The sequence below is a fragment of the Chryseobacterium sp. UYP7 genome (assembly GCF_056279225.1).
In genome coordinates this window covers 52,673-78,571 of the sequence record NZ_JBWBQW010000003.1, presented here as the reverse complement: position 1 = coordinate 78,571, position 25,899 = coordinate 52,673, and the positions used below count along the sequence as shown (strand labels likewise).

Below are 25,899 nucleotides of genomic sequence, written 5' to 3'. Positions count from 1 at the left end.
ATGGAGAAGAACACGATTATCGCCGTTGAAAATATCGATTTCAAATATGAAGGAAAAAACATATTGGAAAACTTTTCAGCCAATTTCGAACGGGGAAGTTTCACCTGTATTTTAGGAGAAAGCGGCAGTGGAAAATCAACGCTCCTGCGAATCATCAATGGTTTATTAGTTCCTCAAAATGGTTTGGTTAAAATTGATGGAGAAGTCTTATCAAAAGAAAATTTAATTCAGAACAGGTTACAAATGGGTTATGTTCTTCAGGGAAACTCTTTATTTCCTCATTTAACAGTTTATCAAAATATGGTTTACTGCCTCAAATTATTAAAAAAATCTGACGTTTTTTGTAAAGAGAAAATTATTGAACTTCTTCCTTTGGTTGGTTTGAAAGATGATCTTCTATATAAATTCCCAGATGAAATAAGTGGTGGACAAAAACAGCGGGTCGGTATTATTCGCGCAATTGCGCACAATCCTAAAATCGTTTTGATGGACGAACCTTTTTCAGCCCTAGACAGCGAAACGCGGGATAAATTGCAGATTTTAGCAAAAGATATTCATCAAAAATTGAAAACTACTTTTGTGATGGTAACGCACTCAAAACAAGAAGCAGAAGTTTTAGCTACGAATATTTTGGAGTTATAAAAATCAGCGGGAATTGGTAATAAGCATTTTTAAATATTTTGATTTGAAGATACATGATTGCTTTTTATTCAAACATTATTAAAAAAAATATTTTCAATTTACAATAGTGCCTCTGTCTTTTTTGAAAAACGAAGTCCGGCCAAATACTCAATAACTCATCTTTACAAAAAAAGTTAATAAATGGATGTTAAAACCATTAAGAAATACATCAAAGATCACAGCAATCCCAATTCCAGAAGTAATTCTTATTACGTCGATCCTAAATTAGAAAGCCATTCAATTTCGCATTTTGAGTTTACTTATGATGGTAATTCTGGATATGATTATCAAATTTTAGTTGATTTTCGAAATGGAATTGAAACTTCCTGCAATTGTCCTTATAAAAATAATTATCCAGGAATTTGTAAACACGTCATCGCTTCTTTAAATACAATTATTGTTAATTATGCAGACCAAATTGTAAATGCGATCACGACTGGTCAAAATGTAGATTTGTTCGGAAATATAATTCCTACAAAAATAATTGATGTAAAAAAAACAGTCCCAGAAGTAAAATATAAAACAGACAAAATTATTTTACCAGATTCTATTATTACCGATGAAATCATTAAAGAATGGTCTTTACTTTCAAATACAAGATATAACGACGATGATATCTATATTGTTGATATTAATGAAAATGAAATTCAATTAAAATCACAAAAAGGATGGTATAATTATGAACAAAGTTTAAAATTTCATTCAGATAGCAAAGCCTTGACTTTTAATTGCAACTGTGGAAAAACCAAAAGAATGTGTGAGCATTTTGGGTTGGTTTTAAAGAAAGTTGTAGAAGTTTTTGGTAATGATTTATTCACAGAGCATTATTTTCAAGATAAAATCGAAAAGATTGTGGTGGATAATGGCTTCACTTTGGAAGATGATTACAACAGTATTTTTAATTTTCAATTAACATCAAAAGGTTTTCAGGCTTCGTATAAAGTAGAAAATTTAGTGGCAAATTCGAGAGATATTTCCATTATTATTCCAGGTGATTTAGATGATTTGAGGATAAAACTTCCAGCGCAGTCGCTCATAAAAGAAGAATTTGGGTTAGGTGTTTTCTTTGAGTTTTATAGAAAATTTTTTGAAAGAGCAAGTCTTTTTCAGGGCAAATACAACAAAACCAGAACCGATTTCTCTTCCTCCATTGTTTCTATTAATTCTAATAATTTTGAAGATGCTTTGATGGTTTATGAAAGCGAAGAAGAGCAGAAATTAATTTTGAAATCCATCCAAATTGATAGAAGTTTGGCGAAATTTAAGTCTTCCAAGGATGTAGAATATTTAAAGAAAGCTATTACTGCAAATACCGTTTTTTTAAAATTAATAGAAAATAAATTTAATTATATTTATGATGCAGGTAAAAGTTTGGTCCGAAAGAATCTTACAGAAGCCATCATTGAACATAAAGCCATCAAATTATTTTTCACTTTAAGCGAAACTCCTTATTTCTATACTTTAAAAGCAAAACTTAATATTGAGGAGAAAAATTACAATCTAAATGCTTCTGCATTGCAGATTTCGCCGCTTTATATTTTTTTAAATGACGTGATAATTCCTTTAAAAGATGCAAGGTCATCTGCTTATATTTTACATTATTTAAAGTTTCCGGAAATTAATTATCTCAAAAAAGATACGCCAGATTTCTTTGATAAAATTATAAAACCATTATCTAAAAAATTTGAAATTCAATCTGCTTTAATTAAAAAAAGTAAGGTAAAACCTGGCGAAGAATTATTAGAAAAACAAGTTTATCTTACCGATCATGCTGGAGAATTTATCAGTTTCAGATTGGTTGTGAAATATGAAAATCAATTGGTTGATGTACTTTCTACTGAACTTTTATTTGATGAAAGACAGCAAAAAGTATTGGAAAGAAATCAATCTTATGAAGACAATTTTTTAGAAGAATTCCAAACTTTACACCCAAATTTCGAGAATGAAGAAGAAGTTTTCTACCTTAGTCCGGAAGAACTTTTTGAGAATTACTGGATGCTGCACGCCACAGAACGGATGACGCAAATGGGAATCACGGTTTTTGGTGCAAATGATTTAAAATCTTTTAAATTTAATTTGAATAAACCTGTAATTCAAGTTAATCTGAAATCGGATATTGATTGGTTTGATATTGAAATCGACATCAGTTTTGGCAATCAAAAAGTGAATATTAAAGAATTACAAAAAGCATTTATAAAAAAATCAAATTATGTTACTCTTGGCGACGGAACATTAGGAATTCTCCCAGAAGAATGGATGAAAAAATTTGCAAACTATTTCAAAACAGGTGAAGTAAAGAAAAATGGAATTCAAATGTCCAATTATCAATTTGGGATTATTGACGAATTGTATCAGGAAATGGATTCTAAACCCGCTTTTCTGGAAGAATTGTACAATAAGAAAATGCGTTTGCAAAACATCACTGAAATTGAATCGATTGCAATTCCAAAAGGGATAAAAGCAAAACTGAGAGACTACCAACATCATGGTTTGATCTGGCTTGCTTTTTTAGATAAAAACCAATTAGGTGGCTGTCTTGCAGACGATATGGGTTTAGGGAAAACTTTACAAACAATCGCTTTTTTGCAACATTTGAAAACAACAAATCCCAAAATTCAACCGTCGTTAATTATTGCGCCAACTTCATTGATTTTTAATTGGCGAAATGAAATAGAAAAGTTTTGTCCAACCCTGAAAATGCTCACTTTTACAGGATTAAACAGGCATGAAAACAAAGACAATTTCAAAAAGTATGATGTAATAATTTCTACTTATGGTTCCTTGTTAAACGATATTGAATTTTTAAAAGATTTCAAATTTAATTATGTTATTTTAGACGAAAGTCAGGCCATAAAAAACCCGAATTCTAAAAGATATAAAGCGGTTAGATTATTAAATTCTTATAATAAAATTGCACTTACCGGAACGCCGATAGAAAATAATACTTTTGACTTATATGCGCAACTCAATTTCCTGAATCCTGGATTATTGGGAAATATGACTCATTTTAAAAACAATTTTTCAGATGCAATTGATAAAGAAAAAGATGTTGCAGCCTCGCAAATTTTAAGTAAGATCATCACTCCATTTATGTTGCGAAGAACCAAAGAACAAGTTGCCACAGAATTGCCGGAAAAAACAGAAAGCATTATTTTCTGTGAAATGGAAAAAGAGCAACGTGCACTTTACAACACTTTCAAAGATAAATACCGCGATTATTTATTGAACAAGATTGATGAAAACGGCGTAGAGAAATCGCAGATGTACATTTTGGAAGGTTTAACAAAACTTCGTCAAATTTGTAATTCGACTGCACTTATTCCAACCGACGAAGATTTTGGAAATTACTCCGTAAAACTCGAAGCTTTGATAGAAAATATCAAAGAGAAAACTGGAAATCATAAGATTTTGGTTTTTTCGCAGTTTGTAAGAATGCTTCAAATTGTAAAAACCAGACTCGAAGAAGAACAGATCTCTTATGAATATCTTGACGGACAAACTTCGAACAGACAACAACGGGTTGAGAATTTTCAGAATAATTCCGACGTTCGGGTATTTTTAATAAGTCTTAAAGCCGGCGGAACTGGATTAAATTTAACTGAAGCCGATTATGTTTTCATCATCGATCCGTGGTGGAATCCAGCGGTTGAAAACCAAGCGATTGATCGTTGTTACCGCATTGGACAAACTAAAAAAGTAATGGCTTATCGAATGATTTGTAAAGATACCATTGAAGAAAAAATAGTTTCATTACAGCAAAAAAAGAAAAATGTAGCTTCGAGTATAATTTCGATCGACGACGAAAAAAAGTCATTCAATATTAATGAAGTGAAGGAATTGTTTAGTTAGTAAAACTGTGCCACACAGAACTTTGCAAGATTATCTTTTAAGCTCATAATTATTCCTTACAATAATGTATTTTTTACTTTGTATCAAATTATTTAAATGGATTTCTGGGGTCGTCGCATCTATTTTCTCAATCTTCTGGCTGCACATCAATTGCTTTCTTTAGGTTCGCTTTTGGCAGTGACTTTCCTGGGAATTGTCCTGGGTGTTTTTGTCTTTTATTCTACAAAAGGTCGAAAGATTATTTTCCACTCATCAATATTTTTTATACTATTCCATCTATTGCGATGTTTGGGTTGCTCATTCCTTTAGTTGGGATTGGGCTAAACAATGCCTTAATTGTTTTAATTTTGTTTGGAATTCTACCTATTGTTAGAAGCAACTACAGCGGTTTCAAAGAAGTTTCGCCGCAACTCGTGGAAGCTGCTGAAGGTTTACGCTCACCGCCAAGACAAGTCCTCAGAAATATTTATTTTCCGTTAGCATTGCCTTCCATTTTATCGGGATTAGGGATTACAGTCGTAATGACTGCATTGATCTTACCTTTTTCAAAAGCTTTGTAGATGTTTTCACAACAGACGCACAGATAAAAAATTTAAATCTAAAAGTATTAAAAGACGATAAAAATTATTTTCCAAATTATGAAGCAGGAATCGTGATTCGTCAAGAAACTCTGGAAAAATATCCGGAAGTCCAAAAGCTACTTTCTGAATTACAAGGAAAAATTTCCACAGAAAAAATGCAGGAACTGAATTATGAAGTTGAGATTCAAAAAAAAAGTCCAGCAGAAGTAGCGAAGAATTTTCTTAAAACTTTAAATCAAAAGAATGGAAAATAAAGCAATAATATTAGTTCAAAATACTGATTTTTCTTACGGAACACAAAATATTTTAAATGACTTTTCTGCAGATTTTGAAGAAGGAAGTTTCACCTGTATTTTAGGAGAAAGCGGCAGTGGAAAATCAACGCTCCTGCGAATCATCAATGGTTTATTAGTTCCTCAAAAAGGTTTGGTTAAAATTGATGGAGAAGTCTTATCAAAAGAAAATTTAATTAAGAACAGGTTACAAATGGGTTATGTTCTTCAGGGAAACTCTTTATTTCCTCATTTAACAGTTTATCAAAATATGGTTTACTGCCTCAAATTATTAAAAAAAACTGACGTTTTTTGTAAAGAGAAAATTATTGAACTTCTTCCTTTGGTTGGTTTGAAAGATGATCTTCTGTATAAATTCCCAGATGAAATTAGTGGTGGACAAAAACAGCGGGTCGGTATTATTCGCGCAATTGCGCACGATCCTAAAATTGTTTTGATGGACGAACCTTTTTCAGCCCTTGACAGCGAAACGCGGGACAAATTGCAGATTTTAGTAGAAAATATTCATCAAAAATTGAACACTACTTTTGTGATGGTAACGCACTCTAAAGAAGAAGCAACAATTCTAGGAACCTCAATTCTTCAACTGTAATATTTGATATGCAAACAAACTGTAAGAAATTCTTAAAAATTTTCCACAAGTAATGCTGTTCAATTTATTTTACACGTTCTGTGCTAATTTAGAGAGAATAACGATATTCAATCATAAACTGTTTTAAGAGCTTAAATCTTAATAATTGTTAAATTATTTAGTGAATGTGATTGTTGGCATCTTAATTGAATTTTAGCTGTCATCGAAAATATTACTAACATTAAAATTTTAAATTATGGAAAATTCCAACAACTACAAGCCAGAGTATAGAAACAATTACGTTTCTAAAGTATTTAACACGAGAGAAGAAGCAGATAATGCTTACAAGCACTTATCAGACAGAGGTTATGCTCAGGACGATATTAATGTAATGATGTCAGATGATACTAGAGACCGTTATTTTAAAAATCACGACAATGACGATTCCCCTCTTGGTGATAAAGTTGCCGAAAACGCCGGAACAGGTTCGTTAATTGGCGGTGGAGTTGGAGCGGTTGTAGGTGCAATTGCTGCAATTGGATCTAATGTTTTATTACCAGGATTAGGATTAATTATCGCAGGTCCGTTAGCTGCAGGTTTAGTGGGAGCAGGAGCAGGTGCAGCAACAGGCGGTTTGATCGGAGCATTAACAGGAATGGGTGTTCCAGAAGAAGAAGCTACAAGATACAGAGATGATGTTAAAAACGGCGGAATCTATATGGGTTACAAACCTAAAAATGAGCAAGATGCACGTGATACCTATGACAAATGGTATTCTGATGATACAAGAAATTTATAAAAAGTATTTTATTATAAAAAAATCCGTCTCGTAATTTTACGGGACGGATTTCTTTTTTTTGATAATAATTATAATTAAATCGTTCCCATTACATACATTTCTTCCATTGTTGGAGTAGGATTTCCGCCTTCTTTTTCCAAAGTGATAGCAAATGCTTGAGGGTTTTCTACAGATTTCATCGATTGCATTTTATCCGCATTTTTAGAATCGTACATTCCTAGATCTACAGGTTTTCCTTCCACGATTGCCCACAATTGATATTGTTTTCCTGTTGGCGCGGCCGGAAGATTTTTGACATCTAAATGAACTTCTTTATTTTGATCCCAATATACTTCAGCAAGCATATCCGGATGTTTTTCAACACCTTTCAACGGAATTTTTTTAGAATTCTGAAGCATCGAGTTCATTTCTTCTAAACTGGAAACTTTTGTTGCAAGTTCTGTATTGTTCTGTGCGATCTCATTTAATTGAGTGCTTTTCGAATTGACTTCATATCCTAAATATCCTAATCCGAAAAGAACAGCGACAGAAGCAGCCTTCATCCAGGTTGGAATTGAGGAAATGTTGCGTTCATCATTTCTGGTAGAATTCAACGGAATTATCTTACCGGAAGGTTTTTCTGAAATTTCGAAATTGATTTTCTTTAAAATTTCACCTTTCAAATGCAAAGGCGGTTCTATGGCTTGTGTAGTTGCTAACTGTTCTATAATTTGCTGCACTTCAAAAACTGCGGTTTTTACTTCTTCGTTATTCTGCATCACACACTCCAGGATAGATGCTTCCTCGGGAGAAATATTCCCCATTGCGTAAGCTTCGATGATGCCTGATGATATGTAATTTTTTATATCCACTGTTATTTAAGGAAAAAAAATAAAATTATAAACTTAAATTCTTTCAAAATACTTTTCAGTTCTGTTAGGGCGGCTCTGGTTCTGGTTTTCACTGTTCCCAAAGGAATTCCTAACTCTTCTGCGATTTCTTCCTGCGTAAGTCCGCCAAAATATGCTCTGTTGATCAGTATTCTGTAATCTTCGCGCAATGTATTTACTCCCTTTTCTACTTCGTTAAACTCATGTTTCTGCTCCGAAGAAAGGTTTACTTGATTATCTACGAAATCGGGAATGCTTTGGTTTTTTAAATCGTTCTGAAAAGATTTTGATTTTAATTTATCGATAGCAGAATTCCGCGCGATGTTAAGCATCCACGTATATAGAGACGCTTTGCCGGAATCGTAACTGGTAATAGAATTCCAGATTTTTACAAATACATCCTGTAAAACTTCGTTAGACTCTTCTTGATACTGCACCACACGAAAAATTACTCCATACAGAGCACCGGCATAATTATCATAAAGATAATTAAAACCACGTTCATCCCTATTTAATAATAAAGATAAAAGCTGTTCTGTAGAAATTGATTGTTTTTTCAATGGAGTTTATCGCCCTCAAAAATAGCTTATTTTTATTGATATCCAAAACCATTTTTTAGAATTTCGCGTATATGATTTCACAATAACTAAATATGCAAAATTTACTTAGGATATCTGCGGTTCTTCTAATAGGAACTTTAAGTTTTCAGCAAATACAGGCTCAAAAAATTCAGAAGGTTAATGGTAGAAATGTCGTTAATCCTTATTACTCCAGAACAGACACTAAAACCCTGAATGTTCCCAATGCAATGTGGAAAAAAGTTTTGAACGAAAATCTTTTTTTAGTATCAAGATTAAATGATACGGAAATGGCTTTTACAGGGAAATATAATGATTTTGATGGTCTTGGAACTTATTACTGCGCGGCGTGTGGAAATGCACTTTTTAAATCAGATTCCAAATTCGCCAGTACTTGTGGCTGGCCGAGTTTTTTTGAAACGATCCGCCCGAAATCGGTGATTTATAAAAGAGATGACTCTTATAATATGGAAAGAACCGAAGTGCGTTGCGGAAGATGTGATGCCCATTTAGGTCATATTTTCGATGATGGTCCAACCGCCACAAAAAACCGATTCTGTATGAATTCTATCGCGCTGGAGTTTCAACCGTTAAATAAATCACAAAAGTAAAACCAAAAAATATTTACCCTCGTAAATGACAGCAACACAAATCAATTATATAACATTAAAATTTATTATTATGAATTTCTCAAAAATCACGACAGCGGCTTTGGCCCTAACAATGACTTTCGCAATCGGAAACGTAGCCTCCGCACAAAAAATGGCTATGAAACAAAAAACAGTAATGGTCGGTGGAGCAGCAATGTATCCAACTAAAAATATCGTAGAAAATGCGATGAATTCAAAAGACCATACTACCTTGGTAGCCGCAGTTAAAGCCGCAGGTTTAGTAGAAACATTACAAAGCAAAGGACCATTTACAGTTTTCGCACCAACAAATGAGGCTTTTGATAAATTGCCTGCAGGAACAGTAGAAATGTTGGTTAAGCCAGAAAACAAAGCAATGCTTACCAAAATTCTTACTTACCATGTTGTTCCGGGAAAAATCTCATCTAAAGATCTTGCCATGTGGACTAAGAAAAATGGAGGAAAATATATGACCAAAACGGTTGAAGGCGAGGAATTAACATTCTGGACCAAAGGAAAAGATATGTATATTAAAGATGCAAAAGGGAATTCAGCTAAAATTACCATTGCAGACGTTAATCAGTCAAATGGTGTTATTCACGTGATCGACACGGTTTTAATGCCATAGTTTCATAGTTTTATTTTTAATGGAGTCACTTAAATTTCGGTTTAGGTGACTTTGTTATTGTAAACCGAATGGGATTTATTCTCGACTTTTTGTTATCTTTATCCAAAAAAAAAAAATATGAAAAAATTACTTTTTAGTGCTTTCCTGGCCATTTCTGTAACCGCTTATTCTCAGTGGTCAACGCCGGCACCAAGTCCTACTCAAAAAATAGAACAGGAATTTTCCCTCTCCAAAATAACCGTGGAATATGCACGACCCGGTGTTAAGGGCCGTAAAATATTTGGCGATCTTGTGCCTTTTAATAAAGTTTGGCGGGCAGGAGCAAACGCTGCAACCAAAATCACATTCGGTCAAAATGTAAATTTCGGCGGAAAAATGGTAATGGCGGGATCATACAGTGTATTTGCCATTCCAATGGACAAAGAATGGAAGATCATTTTAAATTCTGTCGCTGATCAGTGGGGCGCTTACGAATACAATGAAAAAATGAATGTTGCAGAAGTTACTGTTCCCGTTCAAAAATTAATGGACAAACAGGAATTTTTCGAAATCTCTCTTCAGCCAGTCGATGAGCACACAACGCATTTGGTTTTTAAGTGGGATATGACGCAGGTTAGCGTTCCAGTTAAAGAAGCTAAACCCGAAACAGTTTTAAAAATTATCGAAAAACTGAACGATATTAAGCAGATTGAAAAAGAGGCAGCGGCTAAAAAATAAATTAAGGTGAACTTCGGTTCACTTTTTTTTTGGTCAAATTTTAATTGTTTTTTGGGCGCCAATTTCCGCCTTCCGTTCCCAATCTTTTTTCCACCGCTTTTCCCCTCGCAAAAAAAAGGATTTCCACTCAAGTCGGGGCGCAAATTCTGGTTCAAAATAAACAAAATTATAAGAAGTAAACAGTTTAGAAATAAAGTAAATTCCTGACCAAACAGCACAATTTTAATTTGCTCAATCTCCTCAATCAGCGAGAGAAATTATATTTATTGAGAAATAGGTGTTAATTTTTCGGTTGCAGAATAAGTTCTGCCCAATTATTTTTGCTTTAAATTTACCACATGCAACTTTCCCCAGAAATAATGTATCAAGCTTCATTCGAAAAAAATCCTGATTTCGAGGGTGTTTTCTGGATGGGAGTAAAAACCACCGGAATATTTTGTCGCCCAACCTGTACCGCAAGAAAACCAAAACCGGAAAATGTAGAATTTTTTCAACATACAAAAGATGCTATTCTCAAAGGTTATCGACCCTGTAAAGTTTGTAAACCCTTAGAGAATCCTGATGAAACTCCAGAATATATACAGAAAATTTTAGAAGAACTGCGGGAAGATCCATCTTTAAAATTTAAGGATTTCGATTTGGTTCAGCGCGGATTCGAACCTGCGACCATCAGAAGGTGGTTTCAGAAAAATCATGGAATGACGTTTCAGGCTTTTCAAAGAATGTTCCGGTTAAATACGGCTTTTAAAAAAATCCAGCAAGGTGATAATATTATGGAAACTGCTTACGACAGCGGTTTCGAAAGTTTGAGCGGTTTTAACGAAAGTTTTAAAAACATATTTGGTGTTTCTCCAAAAAATTCGAAAACTCAAAATATTATCGATCTTAAAAGAATCGAAACTCCCATAGGAACAATGTACGCGGCGGCAGTAGAAGAGGGGATTTGCATGCTGGAGTTCACCGACCGAAAAATGTTGGAAACTGAATTCAAAGATTTAGCAAAATCATTAAATGCAACCATTGTTCAGGGAGAAAATAAACACTTTGAAACTTTAGAGAAAGAACTTAAAGAATATTTTGACGGAAACAGAACACTATTTACTGTTCCACTTTCGCCTGTTGGAACGGTTTTTCAAAAATCTGTCTGGAAAACTCTAATAGAAATTCCCTACGGTGAAACCTGGACTTATAGAAAACAGTCAGAATTCTTAGGAGATGCCAAAAAAGTTCGTGCTGTTGCCAACGCCAATGGAATGAACAAAATTTCTATTATAATTCCCTGTCACAGAGTTATAGGAAGTAATGGAACGTTAACAGGTTATGGTGGCGGGATTTGGCGCAAGCAGAAACTACTGGAACTGGAAAAAGCGATTTTATTTTAAATATGAAAATTATGAATCCGGAAGATTTAAAAAATATAGCACAACTTTGGTTTAAAGCTTTTAACGAACACGATTTAGAAAATTTGCTTGAATTATATGATGATCATGCAGAACATTTTAGTCCAAAATTAAAAGTCCGAGAACCTGAAACCAATGGTTTGATCAAAGGAAAGGAAGCTTTAAGAAAATGGTGGCAAGACTGTTTTGAAAGATTGCCGGGTTTACAGTACAAAGTAAATAAATTAACCGCCGATTCGGAACAGGTTTTCATGGAATATATTCGTAAAGTTGAAGGCGAAGATGAAATGGAAATTGGTGAAGTCCTGGTAATTAAGAAGGGTAAAATTATTTTTTCCAAAGTTTATCATGGTTGATGCCTCTTTAATTCTTTAGAACACCTGATAGAAAATCGTAGGAATATTAAAAATTCAATAAAACTTATTATTTATCTTTGAAAAAAAAACCGATGAACTTCTCCATTCAGCCGACTTTAGAAAATGATATTATCACTTTGGTTCCTTTAGAAAAACATGATTTCGAAGAATTATTTGCAGTGGCGTCTGATCCGGAAGTTTGGGCAATGCATCCTAATAAAGAACGTTATAGGCGAGAAGTTTTTCAAAACTTTTTTACTGGGGCACTTGAAAGTAAAGGAGCTTTTTTAATCATCGATACAAATACGGAGGAAGTTTTGGGAAGTACAAGATTCTATGACTACGACGAAAAAAATAAGAGCATTCTTATCGGCTATACTTTTTATGGAACTTCGTCTTGGGGAAAAAATATTAATCCGCAGGTAAAAAAAACAATGCTGGATTATATTTTTCAGTATGTTGATCAGGTCATTTTTCATGTCGGGAAAGATAATATTCGCTCCGTAAAAGCCATGAATAAATTAGGGGCAGAAAATACGGGTGAACAAGATGTGGCTTACTTTGGTGAAGATTCAAAAACAAATATCGTTTTCAGAATAACAAAAGAAGAATGGAAACTAAAACAGAATCTTCATTAATACGCAGGAATTCTCAGAATTAAAATCCGAAAAAATGATCAAAAAAGGCACAAAAGTAAAGTGGAATTGGGGCAGTGGAACCGCCACCGGAAAAGTTATTGAAACATATACCGAGAGTATCACCAAAACTATCAAAGGATCTAAGATTACGCGCAACGGAGAGAAAGGAAACAAGGCACTTTTCATTGAACAGGAAGACGGCGACAAAGTTTTAAAAAGTGAAAGTGAAGTCACAAAAGCATAATTGATGTTACCGGAAGCAGAGAAAATAAGAAATGCACATCTTAAATTTGCAGAAGATCGTGGTTCCGAAAAAACGTATTGTCCCTCGGAAGTGGCACGCGAATTATTTTCTGAACATTGGCGCGAAAAGATGGATGTGGTTCGCGAAATTGCAGATGCGTTAGTGATCGAAGGAAAACTAAACGTTTTACAAAAAGGGATCATAAAAAATGATTTGCCCTCTAAATTATCCGGTCCCATTCGTTTGCGTAAAACTTAAAATTAATAATCGGTCAGTCCATCAATTTCTGAATCAGATTGATCGCTCTAGTCCATTTTTTATAAACTTCGATCGCTTTTGGATATTCTGGAATGTCAAATTCCCACGGAATTAAAACCTCAATATCATTTTTGTCCTTCAGTTCCGGGATCCATTTTCTAATATAATCCTGGGCTTTATACTTATTCGATTGATGAACCGGATTCGTGTAATAAATTTCAAAAGCCTGCATATGCCAGTTCATCCAGTTGGAGGTAACATCATAATCGATTAATTTGCTTTCGAAGTAGGCCGCACCCCAGGTCCAGTCGATGTTCAGATCAACTACAAAATAACTTGCACAATTTACACGACCCCGATTACTCATATATCCGGTTTCATTTAACTGTCTCATATGCGCATCGATGAACGGAATTCCTGTTGTTCCTTCACACCATTTCTTAAATTTTACAGGATCGTTCTCGAAAGCGATTTCTTTATTTTTATAACCTTCTGATTTAAAGATCTCGTCTCCGAATTTCATTCCTTTAAATGTAAAATAATCCCGCCAAACCAGTTCAAAAACTAACCACCAGGTGCTCTGGTTTTTAGCGATCATCTGTTCATATTCTTTTACGGTTTCATAAATCTCCCGCGGAGAAATACATCCTAAGGCTAAGTATGGAGAGAATTTCGAACTGTAATCTAAACCTTCGGATCGATTTCTGGTCCAGCGATAGTCGGTTAAAAGTTCAGATTTAAAGGTGTAATACTGTAATCTTTCCAGCGCAAGATCTTCGCCACCTTCTACGAAAAGATTTGCAGAATCGTACTCTTTCTTGGTAAATCCATATTTTTTGTAAGAAGGAAATTTGGTGCTTTTTGCCTCGGGACAACTCTGGAGTTTTACAGGACTTTTATAGGTTCTCCGCGGCTCAGATTCTTTACCAGCCGGAATTCTATAGGCTTTACTCGTTAATGGAATATTTGGAATATCAAACGGAATGTCATTTTTGTGATAAAGCGTTTTTCCCCAAAAGAAATGATAATTGATCGCCGGAAGTTCTGCTTTTAAGGCCTCAATTAAAGACTGTTCTTCGCTTGCATATTCTTCTTCCGCATAAATTTCTGTAATTTTATATTTTTCAATAAGAAGCGGTAAAGTATGTAAAGCAGATTCTTCCCCAATGATCAAATGACCACCAATCTTTTCTAAATTCTGTTGTAAGTTCAGAACAGATTGTTCCAGAAATTTAAACCGGGAAATATCTGCTTTTCTGAAACCCAGATCTAATTTTTCAAAAATGCTTTCTTCAATACAATAACAAAAGATAAGTTCCTCGCATTCACTTATTGCTTTTTGGAGCGCTTCGTTATCGTGAAGTCTTAGATCATTTTTAAACCAAACCAAACCTCGTTTCATCAATTATATTTTTTAAAAACTTATTAATATAGAATCTAAAATTTCAAAATAAAGATAAAGTTTATTTCTTGTTAAAAATTAGAAAATTTAAAGTGCTGAGAAAGGGAGCTTTCTGTTAGTGATATTTGAAGAGGAAAGTTAAAGCCATTAAATGGTTGTCAATAAATGACCCTTTATAGGACTAATTATTTACCTGAACAATCCTGAAACATTTCTGCACCGTAATAAAAAACAAATAGCCACGTAATTCCCTTCAAAGTAAAAAAGATCAAACCGCCGATTCCGACGCGCTTAAACCATACTTTCATTTTTGAATTTTTATCTTCTTTGGGCTGTTGATTTTCCATTTGAAAACTTTGTTCGAAGATAATTAATTATTTTGAGCCGGGATCATGTGAAATTTTTAATATTAGATGTTATCAGAGAATAATTATACGCCAGAAACCACTTTCGATTCTGTTAAATTTTAATTAAAATACGTTTAGATTTTTTAGCCTTATGCAAAATTCATATCTTTAAAGACAACTCAAATATATATTTATGTCCAAAAAAATCGATGATTTCGGAATTGAAAAAGCGCTTGAAAACTTAGGGATTTCCAAAGAAAATATGGGAGTTTCCTCAGGCGGAAAATTCTTTGCTAATGGCGATCTGCTAGAAAGCTATTCTCCAACAGATGGAAAATTGATCGCAAAAATTAAAACGGCAAACGCTGGTGATTACAATACTGTTATCGAAACTTCAAAAGCAGCTTTCAAAGAATTTCGCATGATTCCGGCACCCAAAAGGGGAGAATTGGTTCGTCAGTTTGGACTTAAATTACGGGAATATAAAGATGATTTAGGAAAACTTGTTTCTTATGAAATGGGTAAATCTTTGCAAGAAGGTTTAGGCGAAGTTCAGGAAATGATCGATATCTGCGATTTTGCAGTTGGACTTTCGCGCCAGCTTCACGGTTACACCATGCATTCCGAAAGACCTGGACATAGAATGTACGAACAATATCAACCTTTGGGAATTGTAGGAATTATTTCTGCTTTCAATTTTCCAGTTGCTGTTTGGTCCTGGAATACGGCTCTCGCGTGGATCTGTGGAAATGTTACCATTTGGAAACCATCAGAAAAAGCACCGCTTTGCGCCATTGCCTGTCAAAATATTATTACAGAAGTTTTAAAAGAAAATAACCTGCCAGAAGGAATTTCGACCATGATCGTCGGCGATCATAAAATTGGTGAAATGATGGTTAACGATAAAAATGTATCGCTTATTTCTTTCACAGGTTCTACCAAAGTGGGCAGAATTGTAGGAACAAACGTTGCGCAAAGATTCGGGAAATCGATTCTGGAATTAGGTGGAAACAATGCCATTATTTTTACAGAAAACGCAGATTTAAATATGTCCATCATCGGAGCGGTCTTTGGCGCAGTTGGTACTGCGGGACAAAGATGTACTTCAACCAGACGATTAATTATTCATGAATCAATTTTTGATGAAGTGAAAAACCGTTTGGTAAAAGCCTACGGACAAATAAAAATAGGTAATCCTTTAGATGAAAATAATCACGTTGGTCCTCTGATCGATAAAGACGCCGTAAAACAATATCAGGATTCCATTGAGAAATGTAAAACAGAAGGCGGAAAATTTGTCGTTGAAGGTGGCGTTCTTGAAGGTGATCAATACGAATCCGGCTGCTACGTAAAACCATGCATCGCCGAAGTTGAAAATTCCTATAAAATTGTTCAGCACGAAACGTTCGCACCAATCCTTTATATAATGAAATATAAAACTTTGGAAGAAGCGATCGCGATGCAAAACGATGTTCCTCAAGGTTTAAGTTCCGCAATAATGACGACCGATATGCGTCAGGCAGAATTATTTTTATCCCAGGAGGGTTCTGATTGTGGTATTGCCAATGTTAATATAGGAACTTCTGGCGCGGAAATCGGTGGCGCTTTCGGCGGTGAAAAAGAAACCGGCGGCGGTAGAGAATCCGGATCCGATGTCTGGAAATATTATATGCGAAGACAGACCAACACCATAAATTATACCGACAGTTTGCCTTTAGCACAGGGAATTAAATTTGACTTGTAAAAATATTAATAATTATTTGGGTAATCTCGTCAAAAAAGACGAAATCTCTGTTCCCTCCCGATTTTATATGGGGATCAACTTAGGCGGATTTTAACCCAATTAAATTTACTAAAAACTAAAAAAATATGAACGACGCAATTGCATCTCATCCACAACCAACAAACGAAGTAAAGAAAACACTCGGCAGACACATGCTAGCAGATGGTTTCGATTTCGTGATGGATATTGAAAATTCCCATGGTTCCTGGATCCATGATCGGGTTACCGGCAAGAATTATCTGGATATGTTTTCTATGTTTGGTTCTGCCTCCATTGGTTACAATCATCCTTATTTGGTAGAAAGATCAGCTTGGTTAGGAAAAATGGCAATCTATAAGCCGACTTTAGCCGATGTTTATTCTCAGGAATTCGCAGATTTTATGACCGTTTTTGAAAGAGTTGCGATTCCAAAAGAATTGCAGTATGCCTTTTTTATTGAAGGCGGAACAATGGGTGTAGAAAACGCGATGAAGGCTTGTTTCGACTGGAAAACCCGTAAAAATTTTGAAAAAGGAATCGATCTGGAAGCAGGAATTTGTATTCATTTCAAGCAGGCGTTTCATGGGAGAAGCGGTTATACGCTGAGTTTAACCAATACCTCAGATCCAAGAAAATATCAATATTTTCCTAAATTTGATTGGCCAAGAATTATTAATCCACACTTAAATTTTCCAATTACTGAAGAAAATTTAGCAGAAACCATCAAACACGAAAATCTTGCACTTTTAAATATTGAGGAAGCCATTCTTTCGAATCCAAATAAAGTAGCTTGTATCATCATCGAGCCAATTCAGGCAGAAGGTGGCGACAACCATTTCCGTGATGAATTTTTTGTAGGCCTAAGAAACATTTGCGATGATAACGAAGTGCTTTTAATTTTTGACGAAGTACAAACAGGAATCGGTCTGACTGGAAAAATGTGGGCTTTCCAACATTTTAGTGTGAAACCGGATATTATCTCTTTCGGTAAAAAAGCGCAGGTTTGTGGTGTTTTAGCCAATAAAGAAAAATTTGATGAAATTCCGGATAATGTTTTCCGCGAGAGTTCCCGGATCAATTCTACTTTTGGCGGAAACTTTATTGATATTTTAAGATTTCAATTGATTTTAGAAGTGATCGAAAAAGAAAATTTGGTCGAAAATGCAAGAGTCGTTGGTGAGTATCTTTTAGAGGCTTTACAAAACTTAGCGCAAAAATATCCAAATCAGATTTCGAATCCAAGAGGTCGTGGATTAATGGCTGCAATTGATTTACCGAGCACCGAACACAGAGATCGCATGCGTGAAGTTTTATATGATGATGGCTTAATTATTTTGGCTTGTGGCGACCGTTCCATTCGGTTCAGACCACACTTGAACGTAACAGAAGAAGAGATTCAGCTGGCACTGGATAAGATCGAAAGTAATCTTGATAAGATTTAGTAGCGATTATGTGCTGTAAATCAGGTTAAAGCCGTAAAAAGTGAATTTTCACTTTTCATAAAATTACTGGAGCAAAATTTTGCTTTATCTACTTAAAGGATCAGTAATTTGCATATTTCATTATTTATATGTAATTTAGAAATTCAAAATAGAAAAGATTATGGAAAGAGAAACAAGAGTGTCTGTATTTGAAAGCGAAAAACCCTCAGAAATTCAGTTGATAAAATCAAAGTTAGATGCGGAAAGTATTCTTAATTTTTCAAATGATAAATACATGTCTTTCACTACAACACCAACGGCAAGCACTATAAAATTGATGGTGAATTTGCAAGACGAAGAAAAAGCATTTAAAGTAATAGATGCTTACCTAAAAGAAACAGATTTAGACTTAGTTAATAACCTCAAAAACTGATTTCATATTTTTAAATTTTACTTTTACAGAAGTCGGGACCTTGCAAAAGGTCTCGATTTTTTTGTGTCTTTTTCAGGAACAAAATTGTAATTCATAAAATCTGGTGGACGGGAATTTGAAATTTTTTAAAAACTTTGAAATTCCACTAAAGTTTATCCTTCATCATTTTGATAAATACCGAAGGTTTTAGATCAAACTTTCTACGAAAATTAGCGGAGAAATTTTCGGCACTCGAAAATCCGGCTAAAGAGGCAAGTTCCTTCACATCCATATTAAGATATTTCAGATCGCTTTTCAAATGATCAATAATGTAATCCAATCGAAGATCGCTAATGTAAAGTGCGAAATTTTTTCCCTTATAGAGATTAATTATTTTTGAGAAGTAAGTGGAATTGGTTCCGAGTTCCTCGCTCAAAGATTTCTGAGAAATCTGAGAATCCAAAAATTTATTTTCATTTTCGAAAATCTCCAATTGCTCTAAAATATTTTGAACAAAAAGTGGATTGAGACCGGAAATTTTATTATAAAAATCGTAATCAAATTTTTGCTGATGTTCGTAGTCTGTAGAATCAATAACTAATTGTTCTGCTTCCAGATTTACCCTATTTTGTTGGGCAATAATTTCCTCGAACCTTTTTTTGTAGTTTTGTTTCTCCTTAAATATCCGGAAACCAAAAAACGAAGAACCGATCAGTAATAAAATAAACAGGCTTACAAAAATTATTCTTTGAGTTTTGAGCGTCGTTTCAATTCTGTTTTTTTCGGAGATCAGTTTTTTAGTATCGTACTCTTTAACGATCTTTTCATAAAGATATCTATAGTTTTTTTCGTAGGATTTGTCCAGAACCATTAATTTATTAATATATTCCAACTGTTTCTTCGTATTCCCAGTGGAATTATAATATTTAATCAAGATCTCGTATGCAGACCGGAATTGTGGATCCAGCTTTTTTGTCTTATTATAATGCTTATCAATTTCTTCTAAATATTTTACGGCTAATTTTTCTTTACCGGTATACCAATAAGATAATCCTAAATAGAAAACCTCAGTATTATGTTCCCACTGATCATTGTACAATCTAATGGACTCCGAAAATTTATTTATCGCAGAGTTATAATCTTTTGAGTAGTAGTCCATTATGCCTTCAGAAGTTATAAAGTACGGAACATACTGAGAGAGTTTATTTTCTTGAAGATAATCAAATGCTTCTTTCAGTCTTACTTTGTTTTGATTAAATTTACCAAGTTTTGTGTTAGAATCTATAAGACTCATCAGTGAATATATATAATATACCTGATAATTCTTCCCTAGAGATGTTTTGTCCCGCAAATTATCTTTAAAAAACTTTAGGCAAACTAAAAGTTCTTTATTCGCATCTTCGTATTGACCCAAATAGATTTTATTTTGGGCGATATAATAGATTGTTTTATTATATATATATTCGTTACCAGATTCCTGAGACAATTTATTTGCAACTAAAATATCATCAAGTGCTTTTTGATATAATTCTTGGGACATATTTATATTTCCCCGGTTGAGATAAGCATCTAAAAGTATTTTTTTTATCCCCGACTTTTTGCCAGTAATTAATGCACTGTCCGCATATTTTATGTTTAGGGGGTAAGTGCTTGTAATACTTGCGTACCGATAGGCATAAAATAAAGACTCATTATTACGTTCTAGTTTAGACCTTTTAATGTAGAAATTAATCAGTTCCCACATTTTTGGAGGATTATTACTGTAACTATCTATCCTTTTTTCAATTTCTTCGTTGCTCAGTTTTGAGTTTGAACCACTTTGAGCACAAAAATTTGTAAAAAAAGCCAAGAAAAACAGAATAAGAAAGGGATGAATATATTTCAACTGCATAAAACCTTAATAAAATGATTATTAGTTAGATAGATCATTTTCCGTCATTTGTTTTACAAAAATACTGCTATTTTATTGAAAAAACGGTACATAATTTACAATTTACTTGTGATTTTTTATAAAGTATCGGTTGTATTCTTTGTTTCATAATTGCTTTCTAGCATACATTTGTAAAAATAAAACGAATGAAAAAATTAGCATTGATCGCAGCAGTAGTTTTTACTACACTTACTATACAATCTTGTAGACAAGCTGACGAGGTATTATCTCCACAAGAAGCAGCAACTTTACAAAGAGTACAGGATTCTTCAAATAATTTATTAGAAAAGAATAATTTTGATACTATAAATAATCAACAAAGCGCTCCAGCGACTTCAAACCTTGACGGAGAAATTGTACCACCTCCTAGAAAATAACCCCTAAACTAAATATTTTTTTTTCATCATTTGTGTTGGTTCTTCCGCGGATTGTTTCGCGGAAGAATCGTTTTTATAGGTAGTGTAAAACCAATTTTCTATTAATGGTATTTTACAGGTTTCCTTATTTTCGTACATTTGTAAAATATCACTTTGTTATGCAGGAAACTTATATTGAAACTCAGGAAATCTCTTTCCAATATTTTAAAAAAAATATACTAGAAGATTATCGTCTCGGAAGAATTTCCCGTGAAATGTCTTATCTCGGCAGAAGAGAAGTGCTGACGGGAAAAGCCAAGTTTGGAATTTTCGGCGACGGAAAGGAATTGCCACAGTTAGCGATGGCAAAAGTATTTAAAGATGGCGATTTCCGTTCCGGCTATTATCGCGATCAAACGTTCGCTCTGGCAATTAATGCAGTTTCTGTCGAAAGTTTTTTTGCTCAATTATATGCAGATACAAGTGTTGAGCGCGAGCCTGCTTCTGCGGGAAGACAAATGAACGGTCATTACGCGACCCGAAGTTTAAACGAAGACGGCAGCTGGAAAAATTTAATGAGTCAAAAGAATATTTCTTCAGATATTTCCCCAACTGCAGGGCAAATGCCACGATTATTAGGATTGGCGATGGCTTCGAAAGTTTATAAATCGGTAAAATTTGAAGGCTCAGAAAAGTTTTCAATTGGTGGTAACGAAGTTGCTTTTGGAACAATCGGCGATGCATCAACTGCAGAAGGACATTTTTGGGAAACCTTAAATGCTGCCTGCGCTTTGCAAGTTCCGATGATTACTTCGATTTGGGACGATGGTTACGGAATTTCTGTTCCTACTCAAAATCAAAGAGCCAAAGCTGATATTGCAGAAATGCTGTCCGGTTTCCAAAGAAATGAAGGCGAAAACCAAGGTTGTGAAATTATTCAGGTGAAAGCCTGGGATTATCCCGCACTTTTGGACGCTTATGCGAAAGCTGAACATTTTGCAAGAACGGAAAGCGTACCTGTCGTTGTTCACGTTATAGAAGTAACTCAACCTCAAGGACATTCAACGTCCGGTTCACATGAAAGATATAAAAATGCAGAACGTTTAAAATGGGAAGGTGAATTTGATGGTCTGCTTAAATTTAGAGAATGGGTATTAGATTATTCCATAGAAATTGAAGGCGAGGAACAACGTTTAGCGACTATACAAGAACTGGAAAATATAGAATCTTACGCAAAGAAATTTGTTAAAGACGGCCAGAAAAGAGCCTGGGAAAATTACCAGAAGACAATGCAGGATTTAAAAGGAGCAATTCTTCCTTTGGTTGAAAATTTAAAAAGTCAAAATGTTGACGTTGCTACCGAATTAGAAAATTTTGGTAAGGTGATTTCTTTAGCAAAAAAAGATATTTTTCATTTGGTGAGAAAGTCATTAATGGCCACAAGAACAAATCAAACTCCTGAAAGACAAACGCTTCAAAACAAATATGAGGAACTTTTCTCAGTTGAAAAAGACAATTATTCATCTCACTTATATTCGCAGTCTGAATGGAAAGCTACTGACATTAAAGAAATTGCGCCAATTTATTCCGACGCTTCAGAAACCGTAGATGGTCGGGTAGTCGTTCGTAATAATTTTGATAAGATTTTTGAAAATTATCCGGAATGTTTAATTTTTGGAGAAGACGCCGGAAATATCGGTGATGTAAATCAAGGATTAGAGGGGCTTCAGGAAAAATATGGTGAACTAAGAATCGCAGATACCGGAATTCGGGAAGCGACAATTCTTGGGCAGGGAATTGGAATGGCGATGCGTGGATTAAGACCAATCGCTGAAATTCAATACCTGGATTATATTTTATATTGTCTTCAAGGCATGAGCGATGATTTAGCGACAGTCCAATACCGCACGAAAGGTGGACAAAAAGCACCTTTAATTATCAGAACTCGTGGTCACAGATTAGAAGGGATTTGGCATTCAGGTTCTCCAATGGCGGGAATTCTCAATTTGTCTAAAGGAATTTTAGTTCTTGTTCCAAGGAATTTAACGAAAGCTGCAGGATTTTACAATACGATGTTGAAATCTGATGATCCCGCGTTAATCATTGAGTGTTTGAATGGATATCGTTTGAAGGAAAAACAACCGGATAATTTAGGCGAATTCACAGTTCCTGTTGGAAAAATTGAAGTCACCAAAGAGGGTTCAGATGTTACTCTTGTCACTTACGGTTCAACGTGGAGATTGGTGATGGAAGCTGCTCAGGAACTAGAAAAAATTGGAATTTCTGCTGAAGTAATCGATATTCAATCTTTAATTCCATTTGATTTAAGTCATGAGATCGGTGAAAGTTTGAAAAAAACAAGTAGATTAGTCGTGATTGATGAAGATGTGGAAGGTGGTGCAACTGCATTTATTTTGCAGCAGATTTTAGAAAAGCAAAAGGCATTCAGATATTTAGATTCGGATCCATTAACTATTTCTGCCGAAAATCACCGTCCGCCTTATGGAAGTGATGGCGATTATTTCAGCAAACCAAGTGTTGATGATATAGTTGAAAAGATTTACGCCTTATTTTCAGAAACAAATCCTGCGAAATTTCCGAAGATTTAATCAATACAATTTACTTTGTCAAAGTTTAAAATTTTTGACAAAGTTTTTAGACAATCAACCCTTTCAGCTTTTAAAAGGCTGAAAGGGTTTTTTAATCAGCATAAAATTAAAATGAATATTTAATTAGATATCAATAGGAGCGGGCTTTAGCCCGCTCTCTTTATTTACAAAATGAACTGGCTTTAGCCAAACTTAGTTTCCAATTTAATTATCGGAGTAAATAAATCTAATCATTAAAATAAACTTTCATTATTTATTGAAAGTTCAGTAATATTTATTATATTTGTTAAAGAAATTTAAATCAATCAGAATGAAACTCGCTGAAGCCAAAGAACAATACATTCAAACCTGGGGAACTTTCGCCACCAATTGGGGAATCAATCGAACAATGGCACAAGTTCACGCTTTATTGTTAGCAAGTGGAAAAGCACTTTCAACAGACGAAGTGATGGAGGAATTACAGATTTCCCGCGGTAATGCAAATACCAATCTTCGCGCTTTAATGGATTGGGGAATTGTAAAGAAAGAATTGGTTAGAGGAGAACGAAAAGAATATTTCTCCGCAGATAAAGACGTTTGGTTTCTCTTTAAACAAATTACCAAAGAGCGCAGAAAAAGAGAAATAGAACCTATTATCGAATTTTTAGATGGATTAAAAGAAATTGAAGATAACGATTCCGAAGAAGCCAAAGAATTTATTAAACTGATGAATGATTTCGGGAACGTTACCAGTAAAATTAATAATATAATGGATCTGGCGATCAAAAGCGATGAACACTGGCTCGTCGGCAAGATCACCAATCTTTTAAAATAATAAGCTCCTCTCCTTTGGAGAGGTTAGGGTAAGGATTAGGAAGAAATTCCTTTTTTATTTCCCTCTTAGTTTCATTAATTACTGAAAGTACAAAAATTAAAATAAAATGAAAAATATTATTTTTAACTGGTTCTTCCATTTTATCTTCAAAAATGCCAAAAGAACAAAATCTGATTTTTTACCATTTTAGAATTACAAATCATGAAAAATCTTACAAACCACAGTTTACTTTACGACAAAGATTGTCCGATGTGCAACGTTTATTCCAGCGCGTTCATCAAGTCTGGAATGTTGGAAAAAGACGGTCGGGAAAATTTCTCAGAAATGTCAGAAAAAAACAAATTGATCATTGATTACGAGCGGGCTAAAAATGAAATTGCGCTAGTCAATCATAATAACAATACAGTTGCTTACGGTTTAGACAGTTTGCTTCTCATCATCGGAAATTCATTTCCAATAATGGAGAAGATTGGACGCTTAACACCGGTTTATTGGTTTTTTAAAAAATTCTATTCCGTTGTTTCATACAACCGGAAAGTGATCGTTCCATCCTCCAAAATTATCACTGAGAAATCCTGCGTTCCGACTTTCAATTTAAAATACAGAATTTTTTATGTGTTTTTTGTAACGCTGGTTTCATCTTTTATTATTGGAAAATATTTAAGTCAAAGTTTTTCCGGAAATCTAATAACTGAAAAAGTATTTTTATTTATCGCGGCTTTAATTTGTTGGCAAACGCTATTTACAAGAAATTTTAGAAAAGAAAAATACTTTGAATATATCGGAAATTTAGCATCCGTAATTCTAATAGCAGCACTTTTTACAATTCCGGTTTTATTTTTTAATGTCAGTATTGGAACGACTTACTACTTTTTGACTTTCCTTATTTTCTTTATCTTTTTTGAACATTTAAGACGGTCAAAATTATTAAAGGTTGGATATCTGCCAAGTATTTCTCTCCTGTTATTTTCTATATTTTCTATCTTACTCTATTATTTCCTATTTATTTAATTCCACAATCGTATGAAATTTTTATCTGCCGAATGGCGAAAATTAGCGATATTTAATTACGAAGTTGATCCAAAAATTTTAGAAAATTATTTACCGAAAGGTGTAGAACTTGATTTTTGGAAAGAGAAATGTTACGTCAGCATTGTCGGATTTATGTTTTTAAAAACAAAGTTGTTAGGAATTCCGATTCCTTTTCACCGAAATTTTGAAGAAGTTAATCTGAGATTTTATGTTAAGAAATTTGAAAACAACGAGTGGAAAAGAGGCGTAGTATTTATTCAGGAAATTGTTCCAAAGATCGCCTTAGAATTGGTTGCGAATATCTTTTACAATGAACATTATAAAACCTTACCCATGAAACATTCGACTGAAGAAGCAGGTGGCAAAATGAAAATTTCTTACAGCTGGAAAACAAATGGCTGGAATGAAGTTCAAATTGAAGCGGAAAATTTACCACAACCTTTAGTTGAAGGATCAGAATTTGATTTCATCACGGAACATTATTTTGGATACACAAAAAATAAAAATAGCACCACCGAATATGAAGTTCAGCATCCAAAATGGGATTTTTATAAAGTGACGGATTATAAAGTTGATCTGGATTTCAAAGAAAATTATGGCGATGATTTCGAATTTTTGAATCATCGTAAACCAAATTCTGTAATGCTTGCCGAAGGTTCTCAGGTTACGGTGAAAACCAAGAGTTTTTTAAAATGAAAAGATAAGAACTCCGACTGTTAAAAA

At 34.1% G+C, this 25,899-nt stretch carries 27 protein-coding genes; 22 read left to right on the top strand and 5 right to left on the bottom strand.

What is annotated here, in order from left to right; all coding sequences use genetic code 11:
• From ACZ9HT_RS07970 to ACZ9HT_RS07945, 6 genes are all read left to right on the top strand, one after another.
• The gene (locus ACZ9HT_RS07970; protein WP_476039943.1) at positions 1 to 642 is read left to right on the top strand and encodes an ABC transporter ATP-binding protein; all 642 of its coding nucleotides are present in this window, start codon (positions 1 to 3) and stop codon (positions 640 to 642) included.
• 180 nt (positions 643 to 822) lie between these two features.
• The gene (locus ACZ9HT_RS07965; protein WP_476039942.1) at positions 823 to 4,530 is read left to right on the top strand and encodes a DEAD/DEAH box helicase; all 3,708 of its coding nucleotides are present in this window, start codon (positions 823 to 825) and stop codon (positions 4,528 to 4,530) included.
• Between the two features lie 68 nt (positions 4,531 to 4,598).
• Complete coding sequence (locus tag ACZ9HT_RS07960) at positions 4,599 to 5,090, top strand: ABC transporter permease (protein WP_476040221.1); 492 nt, start codon at positions 4,599 to 4,601, stop codon at positions 5,088 to 5,090.
• On the top strand, positions 5,012 to 5,365 hold the full coding sequence (locus ACZ9HT_RS07955) for an ABC transporter substrate-binding protein (protein WP_476040220.1): 354 nt from the start codon (positions 5,012 to 5,014) through the stop codon (positions 5,363 to 5,365). The genes ACZ9HT_RS07960 and ACZ9HT_RS07955 overlap by 79 nt, the downstream gene beginning before the upstream one ends.
• Positions 5,355 to 5,996, top strand: coding sequence for an ABC transporter ATP-binding protein (locus tag ACZ9HT_RS07950; RefSeq protein ID WP_476039941.1), 642 nt, complete (start codon positions 5,355 to 5,357; stop codon positions 5,994 to 5,996). Before ACZ9HT_RS07955 ends, ACZ9HT_RS07950 begins: the two co-directional genes overlap by 11 nt.
• Before the next feature lie 235 nt (positions 5,997 to 6,231).
• Positions 6,232 to 6,774, top strand: a complete 543-nt coding sequence (locus ACZ9HT_RS07945; RefSeq protein WP_476039940.1) for a hypothetical protein — start codon at positions 6,232 to 6,234, stop codon at positions 6,772 to 6,774.
• Positions 6,775 to 6,848: 74 nt separating this feature from the next.
• On the opposite strand, the gene ACZ9HT_RS07940 is transcribed toward ACZ9HT_RS07945, so the two are convergent.
• Positions 6,849 to 7,625: an anti-sigma factor gene (locus ACZ9HT_RS07940; RefSeq protein WP_476039939.1), complete on the bottom strand. Its 777-nt coding sequence runs from the start codon at positions 7,623 to 7,625 to the stop codon at positions 6,849 to 6,851.
• Between the two features lie 2 nt (positions 7,626 to 7,627).
• Complete coding sequence (locus tag ACZ9HT_RS07935) at positions 7,628 to 8,203, bottom strand: RNA polymerase sigma factor (protein ID WP_476039938.1); 576 nt, start codon at positions 8,201 to 8,203, stop codon at positions 7,628 to 7,630.
• A 92-nt stretch (positions 8,204 to 8,295) separates the two neighbouring features.
• Between ACZ9HT_RS07935 and msrB the strand changes: the two genes are divergently transcribed.
• The 8 genes from msrB (at position 8,296) to ACZ9HT_RS07895 (ending at position 13,091) form a co-directional block, all read left to right on the top strand.
• On the top strand, positions 8,296 to 8,832 hold the full coding sequence (gene msrB / locus ACZ9HT_RS07930) for a peptide-methionine (R)-S-oxide reductase MsrB (protein ID WP_476039937.1): 537 nt from the start codon (positions 8,296 to 8,298) through the stop codon (positions 8,830 to 8,832).
• Between the two features lie 112 nt (positions 8,833 to 8,944).
• Positions 8,945 to 9,478, top strand: coding sequence for a fasciclin domain-containing protein (locus ACZ9HT_RS07925; protein WP_476040219.1), 534 nt, complete (start codon positions 8,945 to 8,947; stop codon positions 9,476 to 9,478).
• A 117-nt stretch (positions 9,479 to 9,595) separates the two neighbouring features.
• The gene (locus ACZ9HT_RS07920) at positions 9,596 to 10,195 is read left to right on the top strand and encodes a DUF2911 domain-containing protein (RefSeq protein WP_476039936.1); all 600 of its coding nucleotides are present in this window, start codon (positions 9,596 to 9,598) and stop codon (positions 10,193 to 10,195) included.
• A 338-nt stretch (positions 10,196 to 10,533) separates the two neighbouring features.
• A complete protein-coding gene (locus ACZ9HT_RS07915; protein ID WP_476039935.1) occupies positions 10,534 to 11,577 on the top strand; it encodes a bifunctional transcriptional activator/DNA repair enzyme AdaA in 1,044 nt (347 codons plus the stop codon).
• A 2-nt stretch (positions 11,578 to 11,579) separates the two neighbouring features.
• On the top strand, positions 11,580 to 11,951 hold the full coding sequence (locus ACZ9HT_RS07910) for a nuclear transport factor 2 family protein (RefSeq protein ID WP_476039934.1): 372 nt from the start codon (positions 11,580 to 11,582) through the stop codon (positions 11,949 to 11,951).
• Positions 11,952 to 12,043: 92 nt separating this feature from the next.
• Positions 12,044 to 12,589: a GNAT family N-acetyltransferase gene (locus ACZ9HT_RS07905; RefSeq protein ID WP_476039933.1), complete on the top strand. Its 546-nt coding sequence runs from the start codon at positions 12,044 to 12,046 to the stop codon at positions 12,587 to 12,589.
• 34 nt (positions 12,590 to 12,623) lie between these two features.
• A complete protein-coding gene (locus ACZ9HT_RS07900) occupies positions 12,624 to 12,833 on the top strand; it encodes a hypervirulence associated TUDOR domain-containing protein (protein ID WP_476039932.1) in 210 nt (69 codons plus the stop codon).
• Positions 12,834 to 12,836: 3 nt separating this feature from the next.
• A complete protein-coding gene (locus ACZ9HT_RS07895) occupies positions 12,837 to 13,091 on the top strand; it encodes a DUF3253 domain-containing protein (protein WP_476039931.1) in 255 nt (84 codons plus the stop codon).
• A 13-nt stretch (positions 13,092 to 13,104) separates the two neighbouring features.
• Here the strand turns inward: ACZ9HT_RS07895 and ACZ9HT_RS07890 are convergent, their stop codons facing one another.
• Positions 13,105 to 14,493: a DASH family cryptochrome gene (locus tag ACZ9HT_RS07890; RefSeq protein ID WP_476039930.1), complete on the bottom strand. Its 1,389-nt coding sequence runs from the start codon at positions 14,491 to 14,493 to the stop codon at positions 13,105 to 13,107.
• A 185-nt stretch (positions 14,494 to 14,678) separates the two neighbouring features.
• A complete protein-coding gene (locus tag ACZ9HT_RS07885) occupies positions 14,679 to 14,840 on the bottom strand; it encodes a hypothetical protein (protein ID WP_476039929.1) in 162 nt (53 codons plus the stop codon).
• Positions 14,841 to 15,033: 193 nt separating this feature from the next.
• On the opposite strand from ACZ9HT_RS07885, the gene amaB reads away from it, so the two are divergent.
• The 3 genes from amaB (at position 15,034) to ACZ9HT_RS07870 (ending at position 18,456) form a co-directional block, all read left to right on the top strand.
• Positions 15,034 to 16,584, top strand: coding sequence for an L-piperidine-6-carboxylate dehydrogenase (gene amaB / locus ACZ9HT_RS07880; RefSeq protein ID WP_476039928.1), 1,551 nt, complete (start codon positions 15,034 to 15,036; stop codon positions 16,582 to 16,584).
• Positions 16,585 to 16,709: 125 nt separating this feature from the next.
• Entirely contained in the window at positions 16,710 to 18,044 is a 1,335-nt protein-coding gene (gene lat / locus ACZ9HT_RS07875; RefSeq protein WP_476039927.1) for an L-lysine 6-transaminase, read from the top strand.
• A gap of 160 nt (positions 18,045 to 18,204) precedes the next feature.
• Positions 18,205 to 18,456 (top strand): DUF2007 domain-containing protein, encoded by a 252-nt coding sequence (locus ACZ9HT_RS07870; protein WP_476039926.1) that lies wholly within the window; start codon positions 18,205 to 18,207, stop codon positions 18,454 to 18,456.
• Between the two features lie 145 nt (positions 18,457 to 18,601).
• Here the strand turns inward: ACZ9HT_RS07870 and ACZ9HT_RS07865 are convergent, their stop codons facing one another.
• Positions 18,602 to 19,975, bottom strand: a complete 1,374-nt coding sequence (locus ACZ9HT_RS07865; RefSeq protein WP_476039925.1) for a helix-turn-helix domain-containing protein — start codon at positions 19,973 to 19,975, stop codon at positions 18,602 to 18,604.
• A 536-nt stretch (positions 19,976 to 20,511) separates the two neighbouring features.
• Between ACZ9HT_RS07865 and ACZ9HT_RS07860 the strand changes: the two genes are divergently transcribed.
• From ACZ9HT_RS07860 to ACZ9HT_RS07840, 5 genes are all read left to right on the top strand, one after another.
• Complete coding sequence (locus ACZ9HT_RS07860) at positions 20,512 to 20,742, top strand: hypothetical protein (RefSeq protein WP_476039924.1); 231 nt, start codon at positions 20,512 to 20,514, stop codon at positions 20,740 to 20,742.
• Between the two features lie 158 nt (positions 20,743 to 20,900).
• On the top strand, positions 20,901 to 23,330 hold the full coding sequence (locus tag ACZ9HT_RS07855) for an alpha-ketoacid dehydrogenase subunit alpha/beta (RefSeq protein ID WP_476039923.1): 2,430 nt from the start codon (positions 20,901 to 20,903) through the stop codon (positions 23,328 to 23,330).
• A gap of 310 nt (positions 23,331 to 23,640) precedes the next feature.
• Positions 23,641 to 24,144: a GbsR/MarR family transcriptional regulator gene (locus ACZ9HT_RS07850; protein WP_476039922.1), complete on the top strand. Its 504-nt coding sequence runs from the start codon at positions 23,641 to 23,643 to the stop codon at positions 24,142 to 24,144.
• A gap of 201 nt (positions 24,145 to 24,345) precedes the next feature.
• Complete coding sequence (locus ACZ9HT_RS07845; RefSeq protein WP_476039921.1) at positions 24,346 to 25,155, top strand: thiol-disulfide oxidoreductase DCC family protein; 810 nt, start codon at positions 24,346 to 24,348, stop codon at positions 25,153 to 25,155.
• A gap of 12 nt (positions 25,156 to 25,167) precedes the next feature.
• Complete coding sequence (locus ACZ9HT_RS07840) at positions 25,168 to 25,872, top strand: YqjF family protein (protein WP_476039920.1); 705 nt, start codon at positions 25,168 to 25,170, stop codon at positions 25,870 to 25,872.
• Positions 25,873 to 25,899: the final 27 nt, after the last annotated feature.